Genomic DNA, 25,593 nt, shown 5'->3' with positions numbered 1-25,593 from the left:
TATATAAAAACCAAAGAATTTTGACAATAAATGAATGATCTCAGTGATACTTCAAAAGCTGACGTTAAGTTCAAAAATAACCGCGCATAAAGCGAGCACTCGCTCTTTTATTAATTTATTATTTTACCATTTATTTAAATACTTTCTTTTTTTTGTTGTAGTAAAAAGAGGTTTTATCTTTAAAACTGAATTCGATATCATCAATATAAAGTTTTTTTGCAGAAGTGTCAACGCGGATAAGATAATCGTTAAGATGAAAATCAAGAGTTTTTGCGCCTGCGGGTTCAATCGTGCTGATATTAAAATTTATTAAGTCGGAATATATTTTTTCTTCATCAAATCCGACAGCCGTTATGTCGGCTTTTTTTATTCCCGAAAAAGCCATAAACTGTTTAAATGAATCAATATAGTACCTGTCATAATATTTGCTTTTGTTATAAAGAATAAATGCGTTTGCAGAATTATTTTTTATCTGTAAAGCGGTTATGCTGTTTCCTTTATATACATTGAAAAATACTTTATTTTTTTCATGCACTGCCGGAAAAATAAAATATAAAAAACTTGATATTAAGATAATTCCAGAAAAAATAAATTTTTTCTTATTTTCAAAATATCCTATGCAAAACATGAAAAGAAAAAACAGCAGAAGTTGTATAACTGACGGTTTTGGAATCAATACCACAGCAAATTTAATATTTCCTAAAAATATTGTTACTGACAAGACAAATTTAAGAAGCAGCGAAAGAATAAATGAGCACAATGCTGCAGCATTGTGAAATATAAAAGTTAATATATAGAAAATAATGCCAAGATAGAGAATAATTCCCGTAAGCGGCGTAACTATTATGTTTGTTACAAAAGATATTATTGAAATTTTTCCGAAATAGTGAATACAAACCGGTATCAAAATCAGCTGGGCTGAAATTGTAACTGACAGTACTCCGCAGAAAAAACGCAGTATTTTGCCTTTTACATTTCGGAACAATCCTAAAACATTTTTATAGAAACATACAACTCCTATTGTCGCGCTGTAAGACATCTGGAAAGATGCCGTAAACAATTGTTGCGGCTGGAATATGAGTATGATTAACGCGGATAAAGCAAGAGAATTGTATATTAAAGGTTCTCTGCCCAATGATAAAGAAAATATTACGCAGGAAAACATTATTGCTGATCTCAATGCCGGAGGATTTGCGCCGGTTGCAAAGCAATAAAAAAATATAAAAGGAATGCTTAACAGCGAAACTTTTTTTAAAGACAGTCCTGTCAGTTTTAAAATGAAAAGAACAATTATGCTTATAAAGCCTACATGAAGTCCGCTTACAACCAAGATGTGCATTATCCCTGAATCTGAAAAACTATTTTTGATGTCCCGCGAAAGCGTGCTTTTATCACCGATAATTAGTGATTTTAAAACATCGGAGTAAGGTCTTTTAAAATAGTCGTCAAATTTTTTTATTATATCCTGCCGGAATGCAAAAGCAAATTTTTTAATGATGTTGGGTTTTGAGTCTATATATTCAAGAGAAGATATGTCTAAAACAACGTATATTCCGCTTCTTGCAAGATATTTCTGATAATCAAATAAGAGAGGGAAAGCAGATGAAAAAGGTTTTTTCAGTTTTCCCTCAACATTTATTATGTCACCGTAAGTTACGGAATATCCGGAGGGAGAATTTACTATAATTTTTTCACTTACTGCTCTGCCGTTTATGATATTGGTTTTTATCACAAACCTTTTGCCGTCTTTTAAAAGCTGGGGCACAGAAAGAATTCTGCCTTCGACTGAAACAGTAGCGTTGTTGTCAATTAGTTTGTAGAGATAACTTTGCTTTTCATAGGAAAAATATCCGAAAGTATCTAACAAAATTAGTGCAAAAACATAAGTAATAAAAACCGTTATGATCGGTCTTTTGCACAATGTTCTTATTATAGAACGCATAAGTAGTTTTTATTATATCAAAATTGATATAATTATTACTAATGAAAAATATAGATATTTCATCAATCGGCGAGTTTGGACTGATAGATATGATAAAGAATCAGTTTGCAGACTCAAAAGATAATAAAAATATCGTCGCAGGCATCGGCGATGACAGTTTTTGCTTTAAGTCAGGCAAAAACAATATCTGTATAACAAAGGATATGCTGGTTGAAGATGTCCACTTTAAAAAAGATTGGACAAATCCGCAGGAAATTGGCAGGAAATCTATTGAAGTAAACGTAAGCGATATAGCTGCAATGGGAAACATAAAACCCGAATATGCGTTTATAGGCTTGGGACTTCCGCCTAAAACATCGGAAATATTCATTAAAAATTTGTATAAGGGGTTTAAGAAAGCCTGCGATAAATATAAAATGGCAATAGCGGGCGGCAATACCGTAAGAGCTGATAAAACTATAATCTCTGTCACAATTGTCGGCATCGGCATAGGAAGAGAAAGAGTAATTAAAAGAAACGGCGCAGGTATCGGCGATTTAATTGGTGTGACAAACACTTTTGGCGATGCTGGAGCTGGAGTTGCGCTTTTGTATAAATACGGAACAAAACATAAATATAATAAATATGAACATTTTTTGATTTCAAAACAAAACAATCCTAAAGCAAGACTTAAAGAAGCGCAGAAAATATCAAAACACTTAACTTCTTTAACAGATGCTTCCGACGGACTATATATTTCCGTTGATTTGCTTGCAAAAGATTCCGGGAAAGGCGCTGAGATTTATATGGATAAAATCCCGGTATCATCAAGCCTGAAAAAAGTTTTCAGAGAAGATAAAAAACAGTTGGATCTGGCATTGTTTGGCGCGGAAGATTATGAACTTATTTTTACCGTACCTTCCTTAAAAGCAAAGCTCTTAAAAAAATTAGTTCCGCATATTTCTTATATAGGCAAAATAGATTCGTCAAAAAAGGTGAAATATTTTTATGACGGCAAAGAACAGAAAATTAAATATTTGGGGTACAAACACTTTTAAAGAAAAGATTTTTTTTACTAAAACTCCCAAAGAAACAAGTGATTTGGGTAAAAAATTTGCAGCTGCATTAAAGAGCGGAGACATTGTTTTTCTGAAAGGTGATTTAGGAAGCGGAAAGACGACTTTTACGCAGGGTGTTGTAAAAGTATTCGGCAATAAGGGTTTTGCAAGAAGTCCAAGTTTTATGCTTGTAAATGAATATAATGCAGACGGCATAAAACTTTTTCACATAGATCTATACAGACTCAAGCCATCAAGCGTCTGGGATATGGGAATAGAAGAATATCTATACAGCGGAAATATTTCCCTTATTGAATGGGCGGATAGGCTTGTAGGAGCTGAAGACGACAATCGCTGGAATGTTGAAATTAAAAGTAGTGCAGGTTCTGAAAGAAAAATAAAAATCGAGAAGAAAAAATGAAAATTTTGGCTGTAGAAAGTTCGGGAAGAACATTCAGCACCGCTTTAAATGAAGACGGCAGGCACGCCGCATCGTTCTATTATGACTGCGGGCGCATACACTCTGAAATGATCATTCCGTCAGTGGAAAGATTGTTGAGAGATACGGGAAATGTTTTTCAGGATATAGATAAATTTGCAGTGTCGACGGGTCCCGGAAGTTTTACGGGGATAAGAGTCGGCATGATTGCGATAAAAACGTTTGCCCAAATATTAAACAAGCCTATTGCAGCCGTTGATACTTTGTCAATTTTAGAGAAATCTTTTGTTGAAATAAAAGGAATAAAAACAGTTCCCGCAATAGATGCTTTAAGGTGTGAAGTTTATGTTAAAGACGGAAAAAAAATCGTTATTAAAAGTATAGACCTGTTTATTAAAGACTTAAAGAAATATAAAAATAAGGTGTTGGTGATAGGAGATGCCGCAATATCTTATAAAGAAAAACTTTCCAAAGGACTAGGCAAATACAGTATTTCTCTGCCTTATATTATGCATATGCCTAAAGCGCAGGTGTTGGCGACAATGGCTTATCACTCTGCAAAAAGCACGGACTATACAAAAATAAAGCCGCTTTATATCCGCCGCTCATGGGCTGAAGAAAGCAGCAGGAAATAGAATTAATATATTGCCAATTTTTAAATATGTAAGTACCATCAAAAAATTACTCGTTCTTCTTCTTCTTTTATATATTTTAATGTTCCATTACAAATATTTAGTTCTTCTTCTAACCAATCTTTTATAATTTTTTCTTTTTCATCTTTTATTAATTTTTTAAGATTTGTAATTTTCTCATTTAAATTATCACTCATTTTTCCCCAAGAAAAACCACTGCTAGCTTGTAAATGCAAGCCTTGTTTTAATCTTTTATTATCAGGATACTTAATAAGCAGTTTCCTATAAAAAGCCATATCAAATTCTTCTTTTATCGGCAGAAAATGATCCGGGGCTAAATATAAAATTACATTTAATCTTTTATTTTCTTTTTCGCCAATCCATTTTATAATTAAAGATTCATCAAATATTGATAAAAAACCGTTGTTGAGCCAGAAATTTTTAATGTTGAATAAATGTGAAATATTTTGTTCGATATTGTCTAATATGTTGGAAAGTTTTTGCCACATTTCTTGTGTATGTAATTTTGCTAAAAATAAAAGGCTGTTTTTTACTGATTTATTGCTGAAAGCATCGCTGGTTATTATGATTTTTTCAAACATCTCTAATAAATACTTTAATGGCGATTTCGCATTAACATACTCATTTAATATTTTGTTCCATAAATAGATATAATTAGAATTATTTTTTTAAAAACCTGTTTTAATGAAACATCTAAGCACTTAAGAACTAAATTTTCATCAAACTTAATTCTGCCTTTATTATATGAGATAAAATCTAAACAAAGATAAACAGCTGATTTTTCTTTTGCTATTACGTATTCAATAACTTCAGTCAATAATTGTTTTGAACATCGACTTATTCTTGATTTTAAATCAGTAATAGAAAATTTATTGCTTTTAATCAAATTAAATAAATGTTTTACAGTTTTATCTGTAGGTATTGTATTAATAATATCCGGCAAAATTGTATATAGTGGCGACTTACAATCAATTCTGAGTACTGTATCATCAAAAGTATCTTGATTTTTTTCATATAAACCGCGAAAGTACCCGATTATTAAATCTATGTTTTTAGGAGCTTTTAACTCTATATATTTATCTACAATTTTTTTGAATATACTCAAATCGTTGTCGCCTGCTGCTTTTTTCATACCGACATCAAATGATAAATTAGATTTGTCGGAAAACAAAAACTCAAGCATTTTATTTTCTTCTAAATCTGTAATATTCACTAAATTATTAAATATCTCATTCTCTTCGTCTTGACGAAGAGGCGGATATTGCATACAAAAAATCTTCAAATCTGTAAGTTTATTTGTGTTTTTTAAATCTTCATAAAATATACGCAGTTTACTAATATTTTCTTCATTCAACTCTTTAATCCAATTATATCTGCACGCATCGTCAAGACTTCTTATAAATTCAAAAACATCATACTTTTTAGTATTTATTAGTTCTTTATACCGATTTAAAGCAACTTTGAATGTTTCGTTATTTTGTAATAAATAAAAAGCAATTCTATTAAATATATAATTACATTTTTTTATAATCTCAGCATCAGGGCTTTGTCCTAAAATTGTTAATGTTAATTTAAATAAATCATCTATATATCTCAATTCTGCATCTTTAAAACTGAATTGTCTTAAAATTTTAACAATAAATTTATTAGAGTCATATTCGTGTTTGCTATTATGCAAAGGATTTTGTATGCCTTGCTCAATAGCTTTTAATATTATTAGTATTTCTCTTTTCGTTTTTTTTAATTTAATTAAACTATTCAAATAATCAATCTTGTCCGGCAATGAAGCGTATGTATTTGCCATATCCACTGAGTTATAAAAAATAGTGAACAAATCTGCAAAAAATGATTCTGCTGTATTTCCATTTTCAAAGACTGCAATTTTAAATAGTAAATCGCAACTTTTTGTAAAATAAACAGTACTCTTAGCATAATATGTAAGTAAAGCTTGTATGTCTCCATCTACACTAGAAAGAGTTTCTTCATTTAAATTCTCGTTTTTTTTTTTTTTAGTTTCTCAAAAACATTGTTATTTCGTTGACAAGCTATACTTTGAAATAATTTTTTTTGTTATTTATGTCATTGTAATTATCAAATTGGTTTTGAAGTATGTTATCTTTAACATCCGTCGGGCATTCTGGCAATTCTTTATTAAAAAATTCTACTAAAGTTTCTGGCATATTTTCTGCAAATCCTTCATATTTAAATGCATGAACATTTTTCTTCCACCAATTTTTTTTGAGCCAGTTTTGGAAAATTCTTGAAGAAATATATAAAGTGGTTTCTCCTTGCAGTATATGCATAAACAGATAGTATGGAACAAGGAGCATTTGTATGTTCAAGTTAAGCAAAGAGTTGTCAAATTATAAACCTGAAGAAGCTGTTAATTTATTTAAAGAACTTCTTCGTTTGGAAGCAGTCAAAAATGGCATTCCGCTGACTTACATTAATTGCTCCCAAGATATAACATGTCCTGATGGCGGCATTGATGCTGTTATAAAAAGCATGAATGGTATAAGAAGCGATATTATTATTGCTGATGATGTTCGTTTTCAAATAAAGACAGAATCTGGTAGCAAGCCTTGGAATAAAAGTACTATTGTAAACGAATTATTTGGCTGCAATATTGAAGAAATTGATAAATTAACGAGAGATCCCCCCAAACGGACACATGAGATAAAAAATAAACTAAAACCTGCTATTAGAGACTGTTTAGATAATGAGGCTGCTTATGTTTATGTGACATTTAAACATACATTCGTAGAAAAAGATCGAATTGCCGCGATTAATTTTCTTAAAGAATACTTTAATCAATGCGGTTATTCTAATTGTAAGGTACATGTGTGGGGATATGAACATATAAATAGCGTTATGAAAAAAATTATCCATGCTTATTGTTAAATATAAAGACAGAACTAATAAGTTCAGCTTATACTTTATATAAAACTATATCTCAACAGAGCGATTTGAAAAACAAATATTTTGAAGATGAGCATAGAACAAATATTATTTCCAGCGCTCTAAAATTATTGAAAGCTCAAAACAAAAGCAATATAGCTATGCATATAAGAATATTAGGAGCATCGGGAATAGGTAAAACAAAGACAGTTATTCAAATATTAAGCGACAATGATTTAAAGCGTAATTGTATCTTTTTTAAATCCCCTGAAGAATATAATAATTCAAGATTGAAAAACTATATTAATATAAATAAAAATGTGTCTTTGATTTTGGTTATTGACGAATGTGATAGTAAAAATGCAAAACAAATATTTAATGATGTTGAGTACAATGTGAGTAATTTAAAACTTATTACTATATATAATTCTAATTTTGTTGATACAAGAAGAGTTGATGAAGATAAAGTATTTATACAGAATCTGCTCTTTTGGGACTTATTAAAGAGGATTCTCCAACCCTGCCGAATAACACTTGTAATAAAATAGTAAGACTTTGCGAAGGATTTGCCAGGGCAGCAATAATTGTTGCAGAGAATATTTTAAAAAATCCGGAACAATATTTAGAAAATCTTGACGATATCTGGCTTAAATACGTAAGTGATGAAAAACTGATTGATTCCAAAGAAACAAAAGAAAAAATTAAAATTTTGGAATACTTTAGTTTGTTTGAACGGATTGGTTTTCAAAGGAGATTTAGCGATGAGTTTAGATTTGTTTGTACAAGGATAAAAGATATGTACGATATTCCTGAAGGTAATATTAATAACTACGTTAATGAACTAAAAGATAATCTAGTATTATAATAAACCAGATATATTTATTGTTTTGACATTGCGACAATGTATTCTTTCATCATAGTGTCTCTTGTATAACCTGCTTTATTAGACGGCGAGTTTTTTAACGGCATTGACTTATTTGATAAAAGCCTTTCATAGGTAAAGAGATGATTAAAACCATTTTGTTCAAATTGTTCAGCTATAAATTGATCCGTCGGCAATTGAACATCTTGCACTCTTCTATTTCCAGTTATGTAAAAAACAACTCCTTTCTTTTTAACGCTTTTGGCAACATTTGTTATTGACCTGCCTAAGTCAAAATAAAATGATGAAACCTCTAATGCCCGTTTAGAGGATTTTATTGAAATTTCTTTTACATAGTCAGTTATAATACTATTATTATATATTTGTTTGACATTGCGTCCGCCCATAAGCATATTGTCTATTTGTCTTGCATTTTTAAAACCAAGCCATTGATTGCTGAACATAGAAAACTGACCATAAGCAACAGTTGTAAAACTATCGCCATACGGCGGACTTGTCAATACAACACCATATTTCCTATTTGCATTTACAAACTCTGAGCAATGTATATTAACTTTTAAGTTATTTACTTTAGGCAGATAATACTTCTTATATATTTCAATAATTTTATTTAATTTATTAAAGAAAACGCTAAATACGTCGGGATTAAATCGTAAAACCTCTTCCGGTTTAATTCTATATAATTTGAACTCATTGTTTTTTGTATAAGAACATTCCCTTATTGTTTCAGAAAATGGAACCAAAAATATTTGTTGAATATCTTTATCAATTTTATTTATAAAACATTTCAATACTGATAAGTTTTGCAGAACCGGCTTTGAAAACCAATAATCAATATTGGCATACTGCGTAATTTGAATATTACTTATATTATATTCCCGTCTTATAAAATCATATATATCACCTCGTAAATTCTGTTTTATAATCTCAACTTTATCTATATCTATTTTCGAGAATTTTGTTCTTGAAATAAGAACAGCTAAGGGATTAATATCAAACCCATCCATTTCTGAAAAGCCATTTTCTAATCCTGCAGTAAAAGAAGAACCTGAACCACAATACGGATCAAGAAGTTTGTCGTTATCTATATTCATTTCTTTCAATAATTCTATTCCTATTTGAGGAATCATAGTAGCAGGATATTTATGAATATTCGGGTACTGCGTAGCATAGGACTGTCCTAAAAAATCATATTTTTCATTTCTCGTTATCAGATATTTCATACTATGTCCTCTATACTCTTAAATAACTCCGGCATTTTATGCTCATAAATCCTAAAGCCTGTACCATGATTTCGCGCGCTTGTTCCTTTGTCATGCAGTCTTAAGTCTACTAAAATATTTTCTTCTTTAAATTGATTTTCTAATAACTCCGACGAAGTCCCTTTCATTAATTGCGCACGATAAAAATGGAAATATTCTTTTCCTGCCCTTTCTTCCGTATGTGCTGAAACAAAAATTAATGACGGTATTTTTTGAATAAATCTATCAGCTAAGTTTTGTAAACTCCATGAAGCAACTATCTCTCCAGATATATGCCTTACTGAAATTGCTGCTTTTGTAACTTCAAGAAACAATCCTGTACTATTAGGTTTTAAAGACATTGTATAATATAATCCTTTTCTTCCATTTGTATCAAGACTGCCATATTTCTTAATTGCTTCCAAAGGCGGCATTTCCCAAACTTTATTATTGAAAGTAAACAGCGTGATAAGAGATTTTTCTTTCGTACGATGAGCTTTTAGTTCAGCACCTTCTATATCCGGTTTAGCATTATTATTTTCCAAAATTCCCAAAGAGGATTCTAAAGTATATCCTATACCAGTGGGACCACTTCTTTTAGAAAGTATATATCCTTCTTCTTTTAACTTTATAAATTTAGTTTTAAATTCTTCTAATTTCATATCTTTTGCTTTTATAACACGCTGATGTACTTCTTGAAACAAAATAATACAACGAGTTCAATTGGTAAATAGAACTCTAGAAGCAAAGATTTGTATAATATTGTATAATATATGTTTGCCGGATACTTTTGTCAATCATGACGCTTGTTCGTGTTCAAGGAATAATATAAATATTGCAAATGCCATTTGGATTTCCAAATATACCGAACAGAATAAGCGATATTATTATTTGTTCAAATTTATTGTCAATCCAACCCGTTTGTATTGACAGTGATGCCCATTTCACTGCTAAACAAATTCTTATTTTTTTCTCTATTTCATCCTTAATTGATTTTTCAGTTTTTTTAATTCTTTTTTTGTTTTTGCAGATTTACTTTCAATGTCCGCAAGCTGTTTTTCAGACTTAACTTTTAATATTTTCGATTCAATGACTTTTGAATTCTTCCAAAGTTTTTCAAGTTTATACGATTCTCTTATTTCAGTCGACATAACGTGTATGACAATACCGCCGTAATCTATAACTCTCCATGATGATGAGGATACGCCGTCTTTTCTAAGCGATTTTATATCCTGTTCTTTAAAGATTTTTTCAATCCCAATCGATATTGCATTTATCTGCGGCGTTGAGAGTGCTGTAGTTATAACAAAATAATTCGCAATAGCAGTCACGCCGCGTATATCCAAAATAATCGTATCAATTGCTTTCTTATCGTCTGCTATTTCTGCCGCTTTAACTGCCAATGCAAGAAAATTAATTTTTGCCATTTTATTCTTCTTTTTTATCAATGTTGTTATGTTATTATACAATCTTTGCCTATGAATATGTCTATATCGGAAAAAATACGATTATTATATGAAACTATCACTTTCCCTGTCTTTAGGATTTCTGCAATTATTAAGGCTTGCATAAAATTTCCTTTATAATCTTTTATCAAAGTCTTATCATAAGTTGCATATAGATTGCTCCATTCCAAAACATCAAGCTTATTTTTTCTTAGAAGCCATGCCGCTTTTTCTGCCATACGCGGTTTTTTTGAAGCGTTTTTAATGTCAATAAGCACATCTTTTGTATTTGTATATGGAACTGAGACAGCATAATATATTTTATTTAAGAATTCTTCAATGTTTTGTTTGTCAAATTCAACTCTTGCTTTTGTGTATTTTACGGGCATTTCGCAAAACATAAGTATCGGTTTTAAAGATTTTGTTCTTAAAGCTGACGACATAAAAGACAATTTGGGAATGTTTGTATCAAAAAAGCCGTAATTTTTGTATATTTTCATTATTGCAGGAGATGGCAAATGCATAAAATATTCCACTGTTTCAAGTCGGTTTAAAGACTCTAAATCTCTGTTTTCAAAATTATCTTTTAAAAATTTTTTATTTCGCCCGGCAGCAATATCGAACATTTCAAAAGTTGTGTTAATATAAAAATCGGCTGCAGCGGCGTTACCTATGATTTCATACAAATCCAGATAGAGTTTTTTTATTGCGGCATTTATGTCTTTTTTTGAATTTTCGTTAAACATCGTTTTTAAGCTTCTTGCCTTTTCTCTTTTCTTAAGAACGACAGCATCAGTGTTTACGGACAAAACTTTTAAAATATTAGTTCTTTTGTCATATAAAGCGGTATATACATCTAGGCGGCCGGGAAATATTTTTTCCGTGCCGTACAGTAAAATCGAAAAACTGGTATAATCTTTTCCTTTAAGTTTTTTTGTAACTACGTCGTTTTTATCGATATAGATATATGCAGATACAGCTACAGTTATCAATACAAGAAGAATAAGAGCTAATATTTTAATTATCTTTTTTATTGTTTGAAACATACCAATTCCATGTATCTATAATCTTCGGGCATAACCACATGCCCTTGTCAATAATATGTTCTATTTTTTTTGTAAGCACTTCAAAAAAAGCTTTATTTAGATCATTTTTTGCCAGATTTCGTATTCTTTTCGCATCTTCCAATTTTCTGTCGTATGAAACACAATCCGCAACAAAGATTATTTTCTCAATGGCGCGCATATTTTTTCTTCCGAGAGTGTGATTCTTTATCGCATTTAAAGTATCTCTGTTTTTTATTTTAAATTTTTCTTTCGCAATAATTTCTCCCGCAAAAGAGTGTAAAAGGTGAGGCGAAAATTTAATTACATCTTTTTTAAAATATTTTAAGGTTTTGTCACGCTTTTTAAAAAAATCAATAAATTCTTCGTCAGTCATAAATTTTGCGCAATCATGCAGAAGTCCTGCTGTCCGTACCCTTACTATATCCAGATTGTGTTTTGATGCAAGTTCTGCGGCAAGTATTGCGACGTTATAAGAATGTTCGAGTTTTTTAGGACTTAAATTTTCAGATAAATAATCAAATATTTGTTTTTCAGCGTTTTTGCACATATTTATTTTCTTGTTTTAAATCATATTTCATCATACTAAGATCGACGCATGGCATCAGCGTGGATAAACCAGTTTGGAACCGAGCACGCGGATGTACGGTGTTACTGTTTTGGTCTGCAATTAGGCTTTTCCTGAACAAACTATATATAGCTGATAAAAATTTTTATTTGTATAGTCCGTTTTGAATTATGTAGTTATAAACCTTTTTATTAAGCATCGAAACTGCTTTTTTATAATCTTCTTTTACAAGTCTTCTTATTTCCGTGGAAGAAATATCTTCCGTTTCCTTATCTATGAAAACGCATCTGTCTAAATATTTTACGTTTTTATTTACTTCATCAAATCCATGTCTCTTTGCCACTATAAATTTATAACGACCTGCCATATAATCTATATTATTCCAAATCGGTAAATCCAAAAGAGAATCCGAACCTATGACCATGTATATTTCATCTTCAGGGTATAAGCTATTAAAATAGTCCAATGTCTGATATGAATATACCGTTTCAAGTTTCTGGGCTTCATAAAGACTGATTTCAGTTTTTTGCATATTTCCCGTCGCAAGTTTTAACATGGAAATCCTGTCTTCAATATATGCGTATTGTTTTGTCTTGTGCGGCGGAGTATAGGCTATAACAAAAATCATCTTTTTTAAATCAAGGGATTTAAATGCAAGTTTCGCAATTTGAATGTGCGATTTATGAACGGGATCGAAAGATCCGCCGAAAATTGCTACTTTATGCATTGATATTTCCTAAAGCACTCTTTTCAATCCATCCTGTAAGACTTTTATTTTTGGATTCGGTTTTTATATTGTTCCAGTTTCCGTTCTCGAATATTACCGATACAATTTTACCTTCCGGAATTATAAAAATGTCAGGATTGTTTTCACCGGGACCGCTTTTGATATTTGAAGCAGAAAGAACAACCGCTTCTTTTGTCGCGACTTCACTGTAAACTTTTAAAGCAAAAAGCGGTATACATATAATTAAGAAAACAACTGAAACTGCCACAGCTTTTTTTAATATTAATTTTCTTTTTATAATAAATAAAGACAGTGCCGTAAGAAACAAAATTGTGATAACGGCGAATGCTGTTGTTATTTCATTTAGAGAAAAATATCGTAAAAAAGTATCTGGAAAATTTTTTCGCCGGACTTGTCCAGCAACAGTATTAAGGTATTCCGCATTGTTCTTTATTTCTCTATCGCGCGGGGCAAGTCTCAATGCTTTTTCCATATTTAAAATTGATTTGCCGAGATTTCCGTTTCTGTAGTATGCATTTGAAAGATTGTAATAAATATATGGATTGTTTACTTTTTCTATTTGTACAAGACTTTCATATATTTCAATAGTTTTAGAAAAATTGCTTTTTTTAAAGCTCTCTTCAGCATTGGCTATCTGAGTTTTATACCTGTTTTCGGCAAAACAAGCGCTAAAACACAAACAAACAACGATAAGCCCTAAATTTTTTTTCATATCTATTTTAATCATGGAATATTCGCTAATATTTTACGCTAAAAACAGCAATAAGAATATTCTTAATTATTGTTTAGGCAGAAAAGTGATAACAGAAAAAATTCTTATAGCAGACAACGTCATTATGATATGTCCTACCCGTACGGGGAAATAAGTTCATTCAAAAAACATTATCCACTGATATATTTTATTTGAAAATCGCATATATGAGTTTTTGTTTCTTTCAAAAAAATCAGAGAGGTATGAAAGAAACTTTGAAATATAAACGACTGTTTTAAACTATTTTACTATTATACACTTTTATTTTATCATTTTGATCTAAAAATAGCAATAAGAATATTCTTAATTTAAGTAAATTCAAAATTGATAAAAAACCTTTCGCTTTCATTTTCGTAAAATCCGGTCTTTTATAATAAAAGTTGTTAGAAACTGGTATTTTTTAATTATTCTTAACGGTTATTCAGCCTACTGTAGCTTGAAAAATCAATATTGCTTTTGCTGAAATCTACAATTATAAATAGAATTGTATATATGAAACTTTTATGATATTATGGTAAAGGCAGATTTGAGATTTTTGATACTTTGTGGGTGCTTCGCCGGATTTTTTAATCCGCATAAGGCTGAGAGAAGGATTGAATTCTTTAACCATTTGAACCTGATATGGATAATACCGTCAGGGAATATAAAAATTGTACTTTATAATCCCTTTAGGTAAAATTTCCTAAAGGGTTTTTTATTGCCGATTTTATTGGGAGGCTATATGAACAAAGACTTTTTTAATATTGCAGGCATAGAACTTAAAAGTAGAATTTTCATAGGGAGCGGCAAGTTTTCAAATAATAAACTGATACCTGAAATAATAAAGTCTTCGCAGGCACAAGTTATGACTGTTGCCGTGAGAAGATTTGATTTTCAAAACCCGAAAGAAAATATTTTAAGTTACATACCTGAAAACATACATGTAATGCCGAACACTTCAGGAGCAAGAAATGCTGACGAAGCAGTGCGTATTGCGCATATTGCAAAAAATGCCGCTAAAACAGATTTAATTAAAATAGAAATAATAAATGACAATAAGTATCTTCTGCCTGATAATTACCAAACCGCAAAAGCGTGCGAAATACTTGCAAAAGAAGGCTTTAAAGTTTTTGCGTATATGAATGCGGATTTATATGCTGCAAGAGATATGCAAAATGCCGGAGTGGCGGCAGTTATGCCTTTAGGATCACCTATTGGAACAAATAAAGGATTAAAAACAAAGGAAATGATAAGAATTTTAACTGAAGAAATTATCGCTCCGATAATAGTTGACGCAGGGATAGGCAAACCGTCTGATGCCTGCGAATGTATGGAAATGGGATGTGCCGCAGTTATGATAAATACTTCAATTTCTTCAAGTCAAAATCCGGTTTTAATGGCTGAAGCTTTTAAAGACGCAGTTAATGCCGGAAGAAAAGCGTTTTTGGCAAAACTCGGAGCAGTATCAGATAGAGCGAAAGCCTCATCGCCGCTAACAGATTTTTTGAATTGACCTGTTGTGTTGTCGCCGCTTTCGGCTAGAATCAGTTTTTGTTTGGTATGCTTACTTAAGTCGGGTGTGTTTCAAAGCATTCAGTTTTTTTGTGCGGTTCTGTATAATACTTGATTTGAAGAATAGAGGATAATTATGACTTTTTACGACATCAAACGACAATACAATACATTTGATTTTGAAAATTATACCACCGGCGTTTCCGATAAAATGGTTGAAAGTTCTATGCAAAAAGAAATTTTGAATGATATGGATTTTTTAAATCTTCTTTCCCCAAAGGCTCTAAACCATATTGAAGAAATGGCGCAAAAAGCGCATGAAACATCGATAAAACATTTCGGCAAAGGCATACTCTTGTACGCTCCTTTATACGTTTCAAATTTTTGTATAAATAACTGCATTTACTGCGGTTTTTCAACAAAAAATAAAATAAAACGAAAAGTTCTTTCTTTTGAAGAAATTGAAGAAAACTGTAAAATAGTTTCAGAATACGGCATACGGCACATACTTCTTGTTACTGGAGAAAGCAGCGTAAAAACTCCGCTGAGTTATTTAAAAAAATGTGTTGAAATATTAAAAAATTATTTTGATGTTGTTGATATAGAAATCTATCCTTTAGAGGAATCAGGATATAAAGAACTTGCCGACGCCGGAGCTGACGGACTTACGATTTATCAGGAAACTTATAATGAAGAACTTTACAAACTGCTTCATACGCAAGGTGCGAAGTCGGATTACAAATATCGTTTGGATACATGCAAAAGAGCGGGCAAAGCAAACTACAGGAATTTAAATGTTGGAGTGTTGCTTGGATTAAATGATTTTGTAAGCGAAATATTTTTTGCGGGTATTCACGCGAAATATCTTCAAAAAAGTTTCTCATCGGCAGAAATCGGTATGTCTTTCCCAAGACTTCGTCCTGCTGTGGGAACGTATAAGCCTAAGACTGTGATATCCGATAAGAATCTTATTCAGGCAATTTGTGCGGTAAGACTTTTTATAAACCGTATAAGCATAGCGGTATCTACCCGCGAGAGTAAAGAGTTGAGAAGTAATCTGATACCTTTGGGCATTACAAAAATGTCAGCAGGATCAAGCACTGAAGTCGGCGGTTACGCTGAGAAAAGGAAATGCTCTGACGGACAATTTAAAATAAACGATACCGCTACGGTTGATGAAGTAAAAAAAATGATATACAAAAAAGATTATCAACCGTTAATGAAAGACTGGACTATACTATGAAAAAACAAATACCAAAAGGATTATATGCAATAACAGCGGAAAACTTTTCGAACGGAAAAGATAATATTTCCGTAGTAAAAGAAATGCTTGACGCAGGAATAAAAATTCTTCAGTATCGCGATAAATATAAAACAAAACTTGAAAAATTCAAACAGTGCGAAATTATACGCAGACTGACTCTAGATTATAATGTGTTTTTTATAATAAACGATGATATTGACATAGCTTTATCTATTCAAAGCGAAGGTATTCATTTGGGACAAGACGATTTGCCGCTTGCAAAGGCTAGGGGAATTGCCGGACCTGACATAACTATAGGAATATCGACTCATTTGCCGAAACAAGCGCTGCTTGCCGCAGAACATGGAGCCGATTATATAGGTGTAGGTCCTATATACAAAACTTTTACAAAAGATAACGTTGTAGATCCCGTAGGGCTTGGGTATTTGGATTTTTGCGTAAAAAATATTAACATTCCAAAAGTTGCAATAGGCGGTATTAAATTCTCAAACCTTTTAGAAATTTACAGATATAATCCCGAAAACATATGTATGGTAACTGAGATAACAGCATCAGAAAATATAGAATTTACCGTCAAAAAAGTAAAGGAGGCAATGAATGATTACTGTTAAAGTCAACGGCAAAAACAAAGAAGTGAAAGAAAATGCGAGCATAGCTGATTTTCTTAAAAGCAATAACATTGATCCGATAGGTGTAACAGTAGAACACAACTTAGAGGTTATAAATCCAGGAAGCATTGCAGAAATTATGCTTAAAGATGGGGATACGCTTGAAGTATTGAGATTTGTAGGAGGCGGATAAAATGCAAAATGATATTGAAAGATACCAAAGGCAGCTTCTGCTTAAAGATGTAGGAGAAGCGGGACAGAAAAAACTTTTCAATGCAAGAGTTCTTGTGTGCGGAGCGGGAGGACTTGGAAGTCCCGCTCTTACATATCTTGCGGCGGCAGGTATAGGATATATCGGTCTGTGTGATTTTAACATTGTATCGATAAGCAACTTAAACAGACAAATTCTTTATACTCAGGCAGAAATGGGAAAACAAAAAGCACAAATTGCAAAAGAAAAACTTGAAAAATTTAATCCAGATGTTAAAGTCAGGGCATATTCAGAAAGACTTACGGAAGATACTACTGGCGACATTTTTAAAAATTACGATGTTTTAATAGATGCCACCGACAACTTTCCAAGTAGGTATTTGATAAATACGGCAGCTTATAAAAATTCCGTGCCACTGATATGCGGCGCAGTATGCGAATTTGAAGGAATTTTAACTACAATAGTGCCGAAAGAAAATACAAGCTGTTTCCAATGTATATATCCTTTTAAGCCGTCGACTGATCTGACATCAAAAACATTCGGAATACTTGGTGCAATAGCAGGAATAATAGGGACTATGCAGGCTTTAGAAACAGTAAAACTTATTTTGGGGCTTCATTGTCTTAAAAATAAGATTTTAATCTTTAACGGTATTGAAAATATATACAGGGTTAAAGAAGTTATAAAAAGAAAAAACTGTAAAGCTTGCCATATAAGCGTTGAGTAAAATTTGACTATACTAAGAGTTTTAGTGTATAATTTACAAAAAGTGTCGGAGGAATTTGTAATGGCAAAGCTTAAAACTGGCAGACATACATCTACTCTTAAAGAAGCAAGGAAAACAAAAAAAAGAACTGAAAGAAATAAGGCAATAAAGAGCAAAATAAGAACTTCAATAAAAAAAGTTGAAGAAGCTGTCAAAAATAATAATGTAAAAGTCGCTCAGGAACATTTAAGCGTGGTTTTTTCAGAATGGGATAAAGCGGCAAAGAAAAACATAGTGCATTATAAAGCAGCTTCAAATAAGAAAGCAAGACTGTCTAAACTTGTAGCAGGAATAATAACGAAGTAGTTTTCAATAAAATCAAAAAAACACCTTTTATTTAAAATAAAGCAGGGTTTTTTTATTTATTCCCTAATAATGAACGAAAAAGAACCATAGACATCACCGAGAAATTTGCAGACGTATAAATCGATCTCAAGATAATCAAGACCGAGGCGCTTATTTACAGATAGATAATATGGTTTTCTCCAATGCCGACGCTGCGTCATTACTTCCGGTTTTGATTGCGGTATCGGTTTTTAATATAGTTTTTAGACTTTCTTTCAATGTATCTGTACTATACTTTTTTAAATTTGTAAAAAAAGTTTCTGCATAAAAATCATGTATTCTGAGTGCGGAAGCAATTTCAGCGGTAGATAGTCCTTGTTCTTCAATCATGCTTTTTGCATTAAGCATTTTTCTTACGACTGAAGAAATTGCGGAAAGAATTATCACGGGTTCTTCCCTTTCATTTAAAAGTTTTTCTAAAACAAACATAGTCTTTTTTAAATCTCTTGCTTCTATTTCAGAGGACAAAGCGTATATACTTGTTTCTTTTGTATATCCGCTGATTTTTTCTAAATCCTCTTGCGTTATATCTTTTTTATTTTTTCCTGCAAATAATGACAACTTTTCTATCTCGTTTGAAATGTTTAACAAATCGTTGCCGTTTTCTTCAATAATTCTTGAAATTACGTCATACGAAACCTCTTTGCCTTTCTGTGCAAATTCATTTTTTATAAATTCTTTTACTTCGTTTTCATATTGTTTCCTACAGTTTACAGAAACACAGTTTTTTGAAGCAATGCATTTATTGATAAATTCTCTCCTTTTTGCGACTGTTTCTTTCTTATAATTATCAAAGTACAAAAGTATAAGACATGACGTTTCAATAGTGTTTGACAAATAATCAGTAAGCCTCTCGGCATCAATCGCTTTCATCTTATTGACACCTTTAACGATAACCACTCTTATCTCGCTTAAAAAAGGAAGTGTCTGAAGAGCATTTAGAATATCATCTGCCGAAGATTCTGAGGCGTAAAAAACATCTCTGTTTAAATCGTCTGTGGCGGTGAATTTTTCTATTTTATTAAGACACATATTTATAAAATAAGATTCTTCGCCTGCAAGTAAATAAACGGATGATATTTTCTGGAGAGATATCAATTTGTTAAAATCATGCATTTTTAAGATATTCATAAAATATATCACTCTTTAAGAGTTATTGCAGTCATTGCTGCCGTCTGCTGGCAGACGTCGTTTCTGAATGCCACCGCCGAGCTCTACGACCGTCAAATGAATAGAAATTATTTTAGATTTTACGGATTCTGACGCACAGCTCCAGCAATACTAACGCCAAAAGTAATCCAGCGCACATATTTACAAATAAATCGCCGTATTTAGTATAGAAAGTTTTAAAATTATTTTGAAGAAATTTGCCTGTAAGTATTATACTTTCTGATGATGCAGTTTTTTCAGCGATTACCCCTGATGCTTCAATGATTCCAGAAATCCCAGAATTTGCAGACACTATAACAGCTTTGCGATTCTCAACTGCTCGGAATATATTCATAATAAAATGTTGATGCGGTGCAGCAGTATTAAAAAACCACGCATCGTTTGTATGGTTTGTAAGAACTTTCGCTCCGGAAAGAATGAAGTTTCTTGAAATATCCGGAAAGAAATTCTCAGAACAAATAACTGCTCCAGCATATATTTTACCGTTGTCAAAAACATTCGTGTCTTGCCCTTTCTTAGAATCGCCCATCTGATTTAAAATGCCAAAAAACCTTGAAAATAAATTTCTAAACGGAATATACTCCCCAAAAGGCACTAGATGATTTTTTTTATGTACCGCTTTATATTCACCGTCACTTTCAGTAAAAGCCAAAGCAGCGTTAAAATCATTATTATACGCAGAGCCGATAATATTAAACCCGCCTGCTGTTTTTACCATATATTTTATACTTTCATACGACTGCTTATCTTCGGGGATCGAACCCGGAAGCACGGTTTCTGGCCATATAATCAAATCGGTTTTATTTTCGGCAATTTTAAAAGCATATTCTTTGAGATTAGATAATATGTCGCTTTTATAAAACTGATCCCATTTTTTATCCTGATCGACATTGGGTTGTACAATAGAAACGGTAAATTCCTGATCTCCGAAAAATCTGAATTTATATGCTCTAACTGCTCCAAATATTGAGATCGCGACGGTAAGAACCAGAGCCGTATATAAATATTTATTTCCTTTTTGGGTTGAAATCCAAAAATAGAAACACAAATTACAAAATATTATAAGAAAAGATACGCCGTATACGCCAGTAAATTCGGCTATTTGTATAATTTCAGTAAATTTAAACTGAGAGTACCCGATAAGCATCCATGGGAAACCGGTAAGAAAATACGTCCTAATATATTCAAGTAAAACCCATATACACGAGCCAAAAAGAATTATAAGAGTGTTCGAATACAAATAATTTTTTAAAGTATTACTCAGGATATTTTGTGAGAAATTTAAATATAAACACCATATTCCCCAGTAAAGCGCAAGATATATCCACAAAGTGCAAGCCGCTGTTACTGCCTGTACATAAGAACCGGTGTTAAACTTAAGCATTGGAATAAGCCAGTAAAGTCCCGCCGCATTAAAAACAAATCCAGAAATAAGTCCATAAAAGAAAGAATCTTTTAATCCGGATCTGGTTATTACGAAAATAAGCGGGATAAATGCCACCCACGCTAAGAAAAACAGATTTATTTTAGGAAATGAACAAACTGCCAATAGAGCGGTTATTATGCATAATATAATTTTTTTTAGATTCATGGAAATTTTAAATTTTGCAAGTCTTGACATCGTTTTCAAGTTACATCTTCAATATCCGTGCCATCATCCTGAATAAATTAGTTGATTTGTAATCAAACAACCGAAAGTTGAGAGACTTGCTCCACTTATTTTGTGTTTGCTTTTAGCAGTTCTGCTGTAGGAGTGGCAAAAATCATTTTATACCCTTTAAGCGCCGCAGCATTTCTTAAACTTCTTTCCACTTCCGCACGGACATTGATCATTTCTTCCTATCTTATTTGATCCTTTATTTATTTTCTTGCCATCATTCTTTCTGAAATCAGAATTTGTTGTCTGAATAGCCATTTTCTGTAATTTTGCATCAATTTGAACTTTAAATATATATTCTATCGTATTGTCCCTTACTCTATTCATCATAGATTCAAACAAAGCAAAAGATTCTTTCTGATATTCAACTTTAGGATCTTTCTGTGCATAGGCTCTAAAACCGATATCGTGTCTTAACTGATCAAGTTCATACAGGTGATCCCGCCATGAAGAATCTATCATTTGCAAAAGTACTATTCTCTGCATATTTAACATTAACTCCGGCGTAAGTTGCTCCTTTCTATGTTCATACGCTTCAAAAACTTTCCCGGAAATAGCGGACTGAGCGGATTCTCTCGACAGATTGCTTATTTCGTCTTTATTCCCGGTTTCATATTTAATTCCAAAAGTTCTAAGAAGCCACACATCTATACTTGCCCAATCCCATTCTTCCGTATATTTCCCGACTGCCCATGCAGTGATTTTTTCTTCTATCGACTCGCTTATCATATCTTTAATAGTGTCTGTTATATCTTGCCCTTCAAGAATCTCGTTTCTTAATTTGTAAACAGCTTCTCTCTGCTTGTTCATAACATTGTCAAAATCTATAAGCCGTTTTCTTATGTCAAAATTCATTCCTTCGACTTTTTTCTGAGCATTTTCCACGGCTTTTGATATCCACAGATGTTGTATATCTTCATTTTCTTTTAAACCTAGTTTTTGCATTATCACAGACATTTTATCGGAACCAAAAAGACGCATAAGCTCGTCTTCCATAGAAAGAAAGAATTTTGAAGATCCAGGATCTCCCTGTCTGCCTGAGCGTCCTCTCAACTGATTGTCTATTCTTCGCGATTCATGTCTTTCCGTGCCTATTATGTGAAGCCCACCGGATTTTTTAACCTCTTCGTTTTGAACAGCATCGCCTGCTCCAAGAAGAATATCAGTTCCTCTACCGGCCATATTTGTAGCTATTGTGACCGCGCTTTTTGTGCCGGCACCTGCAATAATCTGAGCTTCAAGTTCATGATACTTAGCGTTTAAAACCTTATGCGGGATGCCTTTTATTCGAAGCATTGTCGAAATTTTTTCGGACTTTTCGATTGACCTTGTTCCAACAAGAACAGGCTGTCCTTTTTTCCACAAAGATTCAATTTCATTTACTACGGCATTGTCTTTTTCTCTTTCAGTTCTGTATATAACATCATGGTAATCCTTCCTTATCATCGGATTATTTGTCGGCACTTCAATGACACCGAGTTTGTAAATTTCCCAGAACTCCTCAGATTCTGTCGTTGCGGTTCCGGTCATACCTGCAATTTTTTTATACATTCTGAAAAAATTCTGAAACGTTATTGTTGCAAGTGTCTGGTTTTCATCGGCAATTTTTAAGTTTTCTTTTACTTCAATCGACTGATGAAGCCCGTCAGACCATCTTCTTCCCGGCATAAGTCTCCCAGTAAATTCGTCAACAATAATAACTTTGCCGTCTTTCACTACATATTCGATATCTCTGCGATAAAGATTGTGGGCTTTTATAGCCTGTGTTAAATGATGCACCCACTCGGACTGTAAATCATCATAAATATTTTTTACCCCCAACATTTTTTCGGCTTTTTGAACACCCTGTTCCGTTAAAACTGCCGAATGATTTTTTTCATCAATAAGATAATCGTAGCCTTTTGCCAAATCAACATCAGCATACTTCGCTTTTATTTCTTCATTCTCGGTAATTATTCTTCCTTTAAGCCTGGGGACAATTCTGTCTGAAATATAATATTTATCGGTTGACTCTGCGCATGCGCCTGAAATAATAAGCGGCGTTCTTGCTTCGTCGATTAAAATTGAATCGACTTCATCTATAATTGCATAGTTTAGAGGACGGAGGACTCTGTCCTCCTTTGCAATAACCATGTTATCTCTTAAGTAATCAAAGCCGATCTCATTGTTTGTGATGTAAGTTATATCGCAGTTATAAGCCATTCTTCTCTCTTCATTTTTTGTTTCGTTTCCCACATTGCCGACTGTAAGTCCGAGTTTTTCATAAACTACGCCCATCCATTCTTTATCTCTTTTCGCAAGATAGTCATTAACGGTTACTATATGGACACCGGTTTGAGGCAGAGCATTGAGATAGGCAGCAAGTGTAGCAACCAAAGTTTTACCTTCTCCAGTTTTCATCTCTGCAATTTTGCCTTTATGGAGTATGTACCCTCCTATGAGCTGTACGTCAAAATGCCTTAACCCTATCGTCCTTACCGAAGCTTCTCTTACACATGCAAAAGCTTCAGGTAGAACATCATCTAGTGTTTCTCCTTTTGAAAGGCGCTCTCTGAATTCCACGGTTTTTTCTTTTAACTCGACATCCGTAAGTTTTTTTATGTAAGGCTCTAAAGCATTGATTTTTTCAATTACCGGTTGTATAGCTTTTATATCTCTATCGTTTTGAGAGCCAAAGATTGCAACTAAGATAGTTTTTAACATATCTTAACCTGTCCTTTATATTTTTTTATATGTTGTTTGTTTTATTAATTATATAATTTAGTTGACTGCTTTCACAATTTATCAATATAATGATATAAATTTAGGCTTTTTTATATGAAAAATGCAGACATTGTCATTACAAAATCATTTGTGGATGAATACTTGTAGAAATCGAAATCTTTTGTCTTTTAACTTTATGCGTTTTACTCCATAAATTTTAAAACGATTTGATTGAAAACAAAAATATATTCTTTGGCAAGCTTTATTCTGCCACCTTTTCTATTCAGCATTTTGTTTTTTAAACATTCTAAGAGTATGTAGTAATGTTTAGGATTATTAAAACAACTAATATTTATCCCTTCGTCTAAAAGTCTTAATCCGAGCATAATGGTTTCTGTTTTATAAAGTTTACTGTCTATATATTCATTCTCTGTTTCTAAAAATGACAGATTGCTGTACTGTCTGAAACAATCTCCTTTCACCACTTGCAATGATGAACATAACTCAATATATTTTTCAATATTTTCAATATTTTTATATCTTCTTCTTTTTAAATATCCTGAGGCTCCCGCCCCTAGACCTATGTATTCAAGATTACGCCAGTAATTTGTATTGTGAAAAGATTCTCTTTCTTTTTTAGACCAGTTTGAAATCTCGTAATGATTGTATCCATTATTTGTCAAAATTTTCATACTTTCGTCATATATATCTCTTTGAATATCGTCGTTTGTAATTATGCCGTTTTTGTAAAAAGGAGTATTCTCTTCCACCGAGAAGGGATAGAGAGATAAATGTTCGCTGTTAAATAGCAAAGTTTTTTTTAGAACTTGTTCCCAATCTTCCAACGTTTGCTTTGGCAGACCGTATATTAAATCAATATTGATATTAGTAAATCCTTCTTTCCTTGCCGTGTCATAAACATAACAAAAAGTTTTAAAACTGTGTAGTCTGCCCAAAAATTTAAGAGATTTATCTTCTACTGATTGGAGTCCTATGCTTAATCTGTTTACTCCGAGCTGTTTAAGAATATGCAATTTTTCTTTTGAAACCGATTCGGGGTTTAACTCGAATGTGAATTCTTTTATTGTCGACAAGTTTAAAATATCACTTAGCGCTTGCAGAAGCTTTTGTATTTGCTCTGAAGATAACACTGACGGCGTTCCTCCGCCGACATATATTGAAAGTATATTTTCATTTTTAAATTGTCCTACATGCTCTATTAAAGCATCAACATATCTGTTTGCCAAAACATTATCATATTTTACAGAAAAGAAACTGCAGTAAAGGCATTTTTGTTTACAGAATGGAATGTGTATGTATAAGCATGTCATATTAATTAAATTCTATATTTACTACTTGCTTATATCCGGCAAGATATAATGTGCGCACAGCGGCATATTGTTTCTTCGCTTTTTTATTACTTTTTTCTTGCTTAGTTTTTCCGTAAATTACATTCCGCTTCCTGTGATTGTCAAAAAGAATTAAAAATTTGATATAGTATCTGGTTTTTAAGCATTTGTATATCACTTGTTGTAGCTAACACTTTAAACCCGTGTATGGTTTTGTCAATCCATTAGTGAGTGATTGTGCTATTAATAGTCAAATTAAGTGTTTATTCATGGTAGGATACTGGTAATAAACTAGGAATGGACGTATCCTTTTTAGACTTTTCAACCGGATCGGACTATGTTAATCGTAATTGAAACGAG

The 25,593-nt window shown here is 32.3% G+C and carries 27 protein-coding genes; 12 read left to right on the top strand and 15 right to left on the bottom strand.

The genetic code is table 11. From position 1 onward, the window contains the following. Window positions 1-130: 130 nt before the first annotated feature. Window positions 131-1,942: a ComEC/Rec2 family competence protein gene (locus RSTT_RS02820; RefSeq protein ID WP_096525599.1), complete on the bottom strand. Its 1,812-nt coding sequence runs from the start codon at window positions 1,940-1,942 to the stop codon at window positions 131-133. Between the two features lie 41 nt (window positions 1,943-1,983). On the opposite strand from RSTT_RS02820, the gene thiL reads away from it, so the two are divergent. From thiL to tsaB, 3 genes are read left to right on the top strand one after another with little or no spacing between them, the layout of a single operon-like run. Beyond that, the gene (gene thiL, locus RSTT_RS02815) at window positions 1,984-2,979 is read left to right on the top strand and encodes a thiamine-phosphate kinase (protein WP_096525598.1); all 996 of its coding nucleotides are present in this window, start codon (window positions 1,984-1,986) and stop codon (window positions 2,977-2,979) included. Next, window positions 2,930-3,400, top strand: coding sequence for a tRNA (adenosine(37)-N6)-threonylcarbamoyltransferase complex ATPase subunit type 1 TsaE (gene tsaE / locus RSTT_RS02810; protein WP_096525597.1), 471 nt, complete (start codon window positions 2,930-2,932; stop codon window positions 3,398-3,400). The genes thiL and tsaE overlap by 50 nt, the downstream gene beginning before the upstream one ends. Beyond that, window positions 3,397-4,053, top strand: coding sequence for a tRNA (adenosine(37)-N6)-threonylcarbamoyltransferase complex dimerization subunit type 1 TsaB (gene tsaB / locus RSTT_RS02805; RefSeq protein WP_096525596.1), 657 nt, complete (start codon window positions 3,397-3,399; stop codon window positions 4,051-4,053). The genes tsaE and tsaB overlap by 4 nt, the downstream gene beginning before the upstream one ends. A gap of 38 nt (window positions 4,054-4,091) precedes the next feature. On the opposite strand, the gene RSTT_RS02800 is transcribed toward tsaB, so the two are convergent. The 3 genes from RSTT_RS02800 to RSTT_RS02790 form a co-directional block, all read right to left on the bottom strand. Then, on the bottom strand, window positions 4,092-4,652 hold the full coding sequence (locus RSTT_RS02800; RefSeq protein WP_096525595.1) for a hypothetical protein: 561 nt from the start codon (window positions 4,650-4,652) through the stop codon (window positions 4,092-4,094). A gap of 44 nt (window positions 4,653-4,696) precedes the next feature. Further along, window positions 4,697-5,905, bottom strand: a complete 1,209-nt coding sequence (locus RSTT_RS02795) for a hypothetical protein (RefSeq protein WP_149030026.1) — start codon at window positions 5,903-5,905, stop codon at window positions 4,697-4,699. 211 nt (window positions 5,906-6,116) lie between these two features. Then, window positions 6,117-6,401, bottom strand: coding sequence for a hypothetical protein (locus RSTT_RS02790; RefSeq protein WP_149030025.1), 285 nt, complete (start codon window positions 6,399-6,401; stop codon window positions 6,117-6,119). A gap of 4 nt (window positions 6,402-6,405) precedes the next feature. On the opposite strand from RSTT_RS02790, the gene RSTT_RS02785 reads away from it, so the two are divergent. From RSTT_RS02785 to RSTT_RS02775, 3 genes are all read left to right on the top strand, one after another. Beyond that, complete coding sequence (locus RSTT_RS02785) at window positions 6,406-6,972, top strand: hypothetical protein (protein WP_096525592.1); 567 nt, start codon at window positions 6,406-6,408, stop codon at window positions 6,970-6,972. Window positions 6,973-7,037: 65 nt separating this feature from the next. Then, on the top strand, window positions 7,038-7,517 hold the full coding sequence (locus RSTT_RS02780; RefSeq protein WP_149030024.1) for a hypothetical protein: 480 nt from the start codon (window positions 7,038-7,040) through the stop codon (window positions 7,515-7,517). Further along, entirely contained in the window at window positions 7,460-7,834 is a 375-nt protein-coding gene (locus tag RSTT_RS02775) for a hypothetical protein (protein ID WP_096525590.1), read from the top strand. Before RSTT_RS02780 ends, RSTT_RS02775 begins: the two co-directional genes overlap by 58 nt. Window positions 7,835-7,848: 14 nt before the next feature. Here RSTT_RS02775 and RSTT_RS02770 read toward each other — a convergent pair whose 3' ends face one another. From RSTT_RS02770 to RSTT_RS02740, 7 genes are all read right to left on the bottom strand, one after another. Further along, on the bottom strand, window positions 7,849-9,075 hold the full coding sequence (locus RSTT_RS02770; protein WP_096525589.1) for a modification methylase: 1,227 nt from the start codon (window positions 9,073-9,075) through the stop codon (window positions 7,849-7,851). Further along, window positions 9,072-9,797 (bottom strand): MvaI/BcnI family restriction endonuclease, encoded by a 726-nt coding sequence (locus RSTT_RS02765; RefSeq protein WP_197702035.1) that lies wholly within the window; start codon window positions 9,795-9,797, stop codon window positions 9,072-9,074. The genes RSTT_RS02770 and RSTT_RS02765 overlap by 4 nt, the downstream gene beginning before the upstream one ends. Before the next feature lie 270 nt (window positions 9,798-10,067). Beyond that, entirely contained in the window at window positions 10,068-10,520 is a 453-nt protein-coding gene (gene rsfS / locus RSTT_RS02760; protein WP_149030023.1) for a ribosome silencing factor, read from the bottom strand. A gap of 26 nt (window positions 10,521-10,546) precedes the next feature. Continuing rightward, window positions 10,547-11,584, bottom strand: a complete 1,038-nt coding sequence (locus RSTT_RS02755; protein ID WP_096525587.1) for a LytR C-terminal domain-containing protein — start codon at window positions 11,582-11,584, stop codon at window positions 10,547-10,549. Then, window positions 11,556-12,152, bottom strand: a complete 597-nt coding sequence (gene yqeK / locus RSTT_RS02750) for a bis(5'-nucleosyl)-tetraphosphatase (symmetrical) YqeK (protein WP_096525586.1) — start codon at window positions 12,150-12,152, stop codon at window positions 11,556-11,558. The genes RSTT_RS02755 and yqeK overlap by 29 nt, the downstream gene beginning before the upstream one ends. Window positions 12,153-12,315: 163 nt before the next feature. Beyond that, window positions 12,316-12,897 carry a nicotinate (nicotinamide) nucleotide adenylyltransferase gene (gene nadD, locus RSTT_RS02745; protein ID WP_015423387.1) on the bottom strand — a complete coding sequence of 194 codons (582 nt, stop codon included), beginning with the start codon at window positions 12,895-12,897 and terminating at the stop codon, window positions 12,316-12,318. Next, on the bottom strand, window positions 12,890-13,630 hold the full coding sequence (locus tag RSTT_RS02740) for a tetratricopeptide repeat protein (protein ID WP_172412835.1): 741 nt from the start codon (window positions 13,628-13,630) through the stop codon (window positions 12,890-12,892). Before RSTT_RS02740 ends, nadD begins: the two co-directional genes overlap by 8 nt. Window positions 13,631-14,390: 760 nt before the next feature. Here RSTT_RS02740 and RSTT_RS02735 point away from each other — a divergent pair. The 6 genes from RSTT_RS02735 (at window position 14,391) to rpsT (ending at window position 18,315) form a co-directional block, all read left to right on the top strand. After that, a complete protein-coding gene (locus tag RSTT_RS02735) occupies window positions 14,391-15,161 on the top strand; it encodes a thiazole synthase (protein WP_015423385.1) in 771 nt (256 codons plus the stop codon). A gap of 135 nt (window positions 15,162-15,296) precedes the next feature. Next, a complete protein-coding gene (thiH, locus tag RSTT_RS02730) occupies window positions 15,297-16,403 on the top strand; it encodes a 2-iminoacetate synthase ThiH (RefSeq protein WP_015423384.1) in 1,107 nt (368 codons plus the stop codon). Continuing rightward, on the top strand, window positions 16,400-17,035 hold the full coding sequence (gene thiE, locus RSTT_RS02725; RefSeq protein ID WP_015423383.1) for a thiamine phosphate synthase: 636 nt from the start codon (window positions 16,400-16,402) through the stop codon (window positions 17,033-17,035). Before thiH ends, thiE begins: the two co-directional genes overlap by 4 nt. Then, entirely contained in the window at window positions 17,022-17,225 is a 204-nt protein-coding gene (thiS, locus tag RSTT_RS02720) for a sulfur carrier protein ThiS (RefSeq protein ID WP_096525584.1), read from the top strand. Before thiE ends, thiS begins: the two co-directional genes overlap by 14 nt. A 1-nt stretch (window position 17,226) precedes the next feature. Continuing rightward, complete coding sequence (locus RSTT_RS02715; RefSeq protein ID WP_015423381.1) at window positions 17,227-17,970, top strand: HesA/MoeB/ThiF family protein; 744 nt, start codon at window positions 17,227-17,229, stop codon at window positions 17,968-17,970. A gap of 60 nt (window positions 17,971-18,030) precedes the next feature. Further along, window positions 18,031-18,315, top strand: a complete 285-nt coding sequence (gene rpsT, locus RSTT_RS02710; protein ID WP_015423380.1) for a 30S ribosomal protein S20 — start codon at window positions 18,031-18,033, stop codon at window positions 18,313-18,315. Between the two features lie 150 nt (window positions 18,316-18,465). Here the strand turns inward: rpsT and holA are convergent, their stop codons facing one another. The 4 genes from holA to hemW all read right to left on the bottom strand — a co-directional run bounded on the left by holA (window position 18,466) and on the right by hemW (window position 25,215). Continuing rightward, window positions 18,466-19,485 carry a DNA polymerase III subunit delta gene (gene holA, locus RSTT_RS02705; protein WP_096525583.1) on the bottom strand — a complete coding sequence of 340 codons (1,020 nt, stop codon included), beginning with the start codon at window positions 19,483-19,485 and terminating at the stop codon, window positions 18,466-18,468. A 112-nt stretch (window positions 19,486-19,597) separates the two neighbouring features. After that, window positions 19,598-21,145, bottom strand: coding sequence for an apolipoprotein N-acyltransferase (gene lnt / locus RSTT_RS02700; RefSeq protein ID WP_096525582.1), 1,548 nt, complete (start codon window positions 21,143-21,145; stop codon window positions 19,598-19,600). A 156-nt stretch (window positions 21,146-21,301) separates the two neighbouring features. Next, window positions 21,302-23,884, bottom strand: coding sequence for a preprotein translocase subunit SecA (secA, locus tag RSTT_RS02695; RefSeq protein WP_096525581.1), 2,583 nt, complete (start codon window positions 23,882-23,884; stop codon window positions 21,302-21,304). Window positions 23,885-24,087: 203 nt separating this feature from the next. Then, entirely contained in the window at window positions 24,088-25,215 is a 1,128-nt protein-coding gene (hemW, locus tag RSTT_RS02690) for a radical SAM family heme chaperone HemW (protein ID WP_096525580.1), read from the bottom strand. Between the last annotated feature and the right edge of the window lie 378 nt (window positions 25,216-25,593).

Source organism: Candidatus Endomicrobiellum trichonymphae (genome assembly GCF_002355835.1).
GTDB classification, from domain to species: Bacteria; Elusimicrobiota; Endomicrobiia; order Endomicrobiales; family Endomicrobiaceae; genus Endomicrobiellum; species Endomicrobiellum trichonymphae.
Note: the sequence above shows the minus strand (reverse complement) of the source record. Positions and strands in the feature narration are given on the sequence as shown.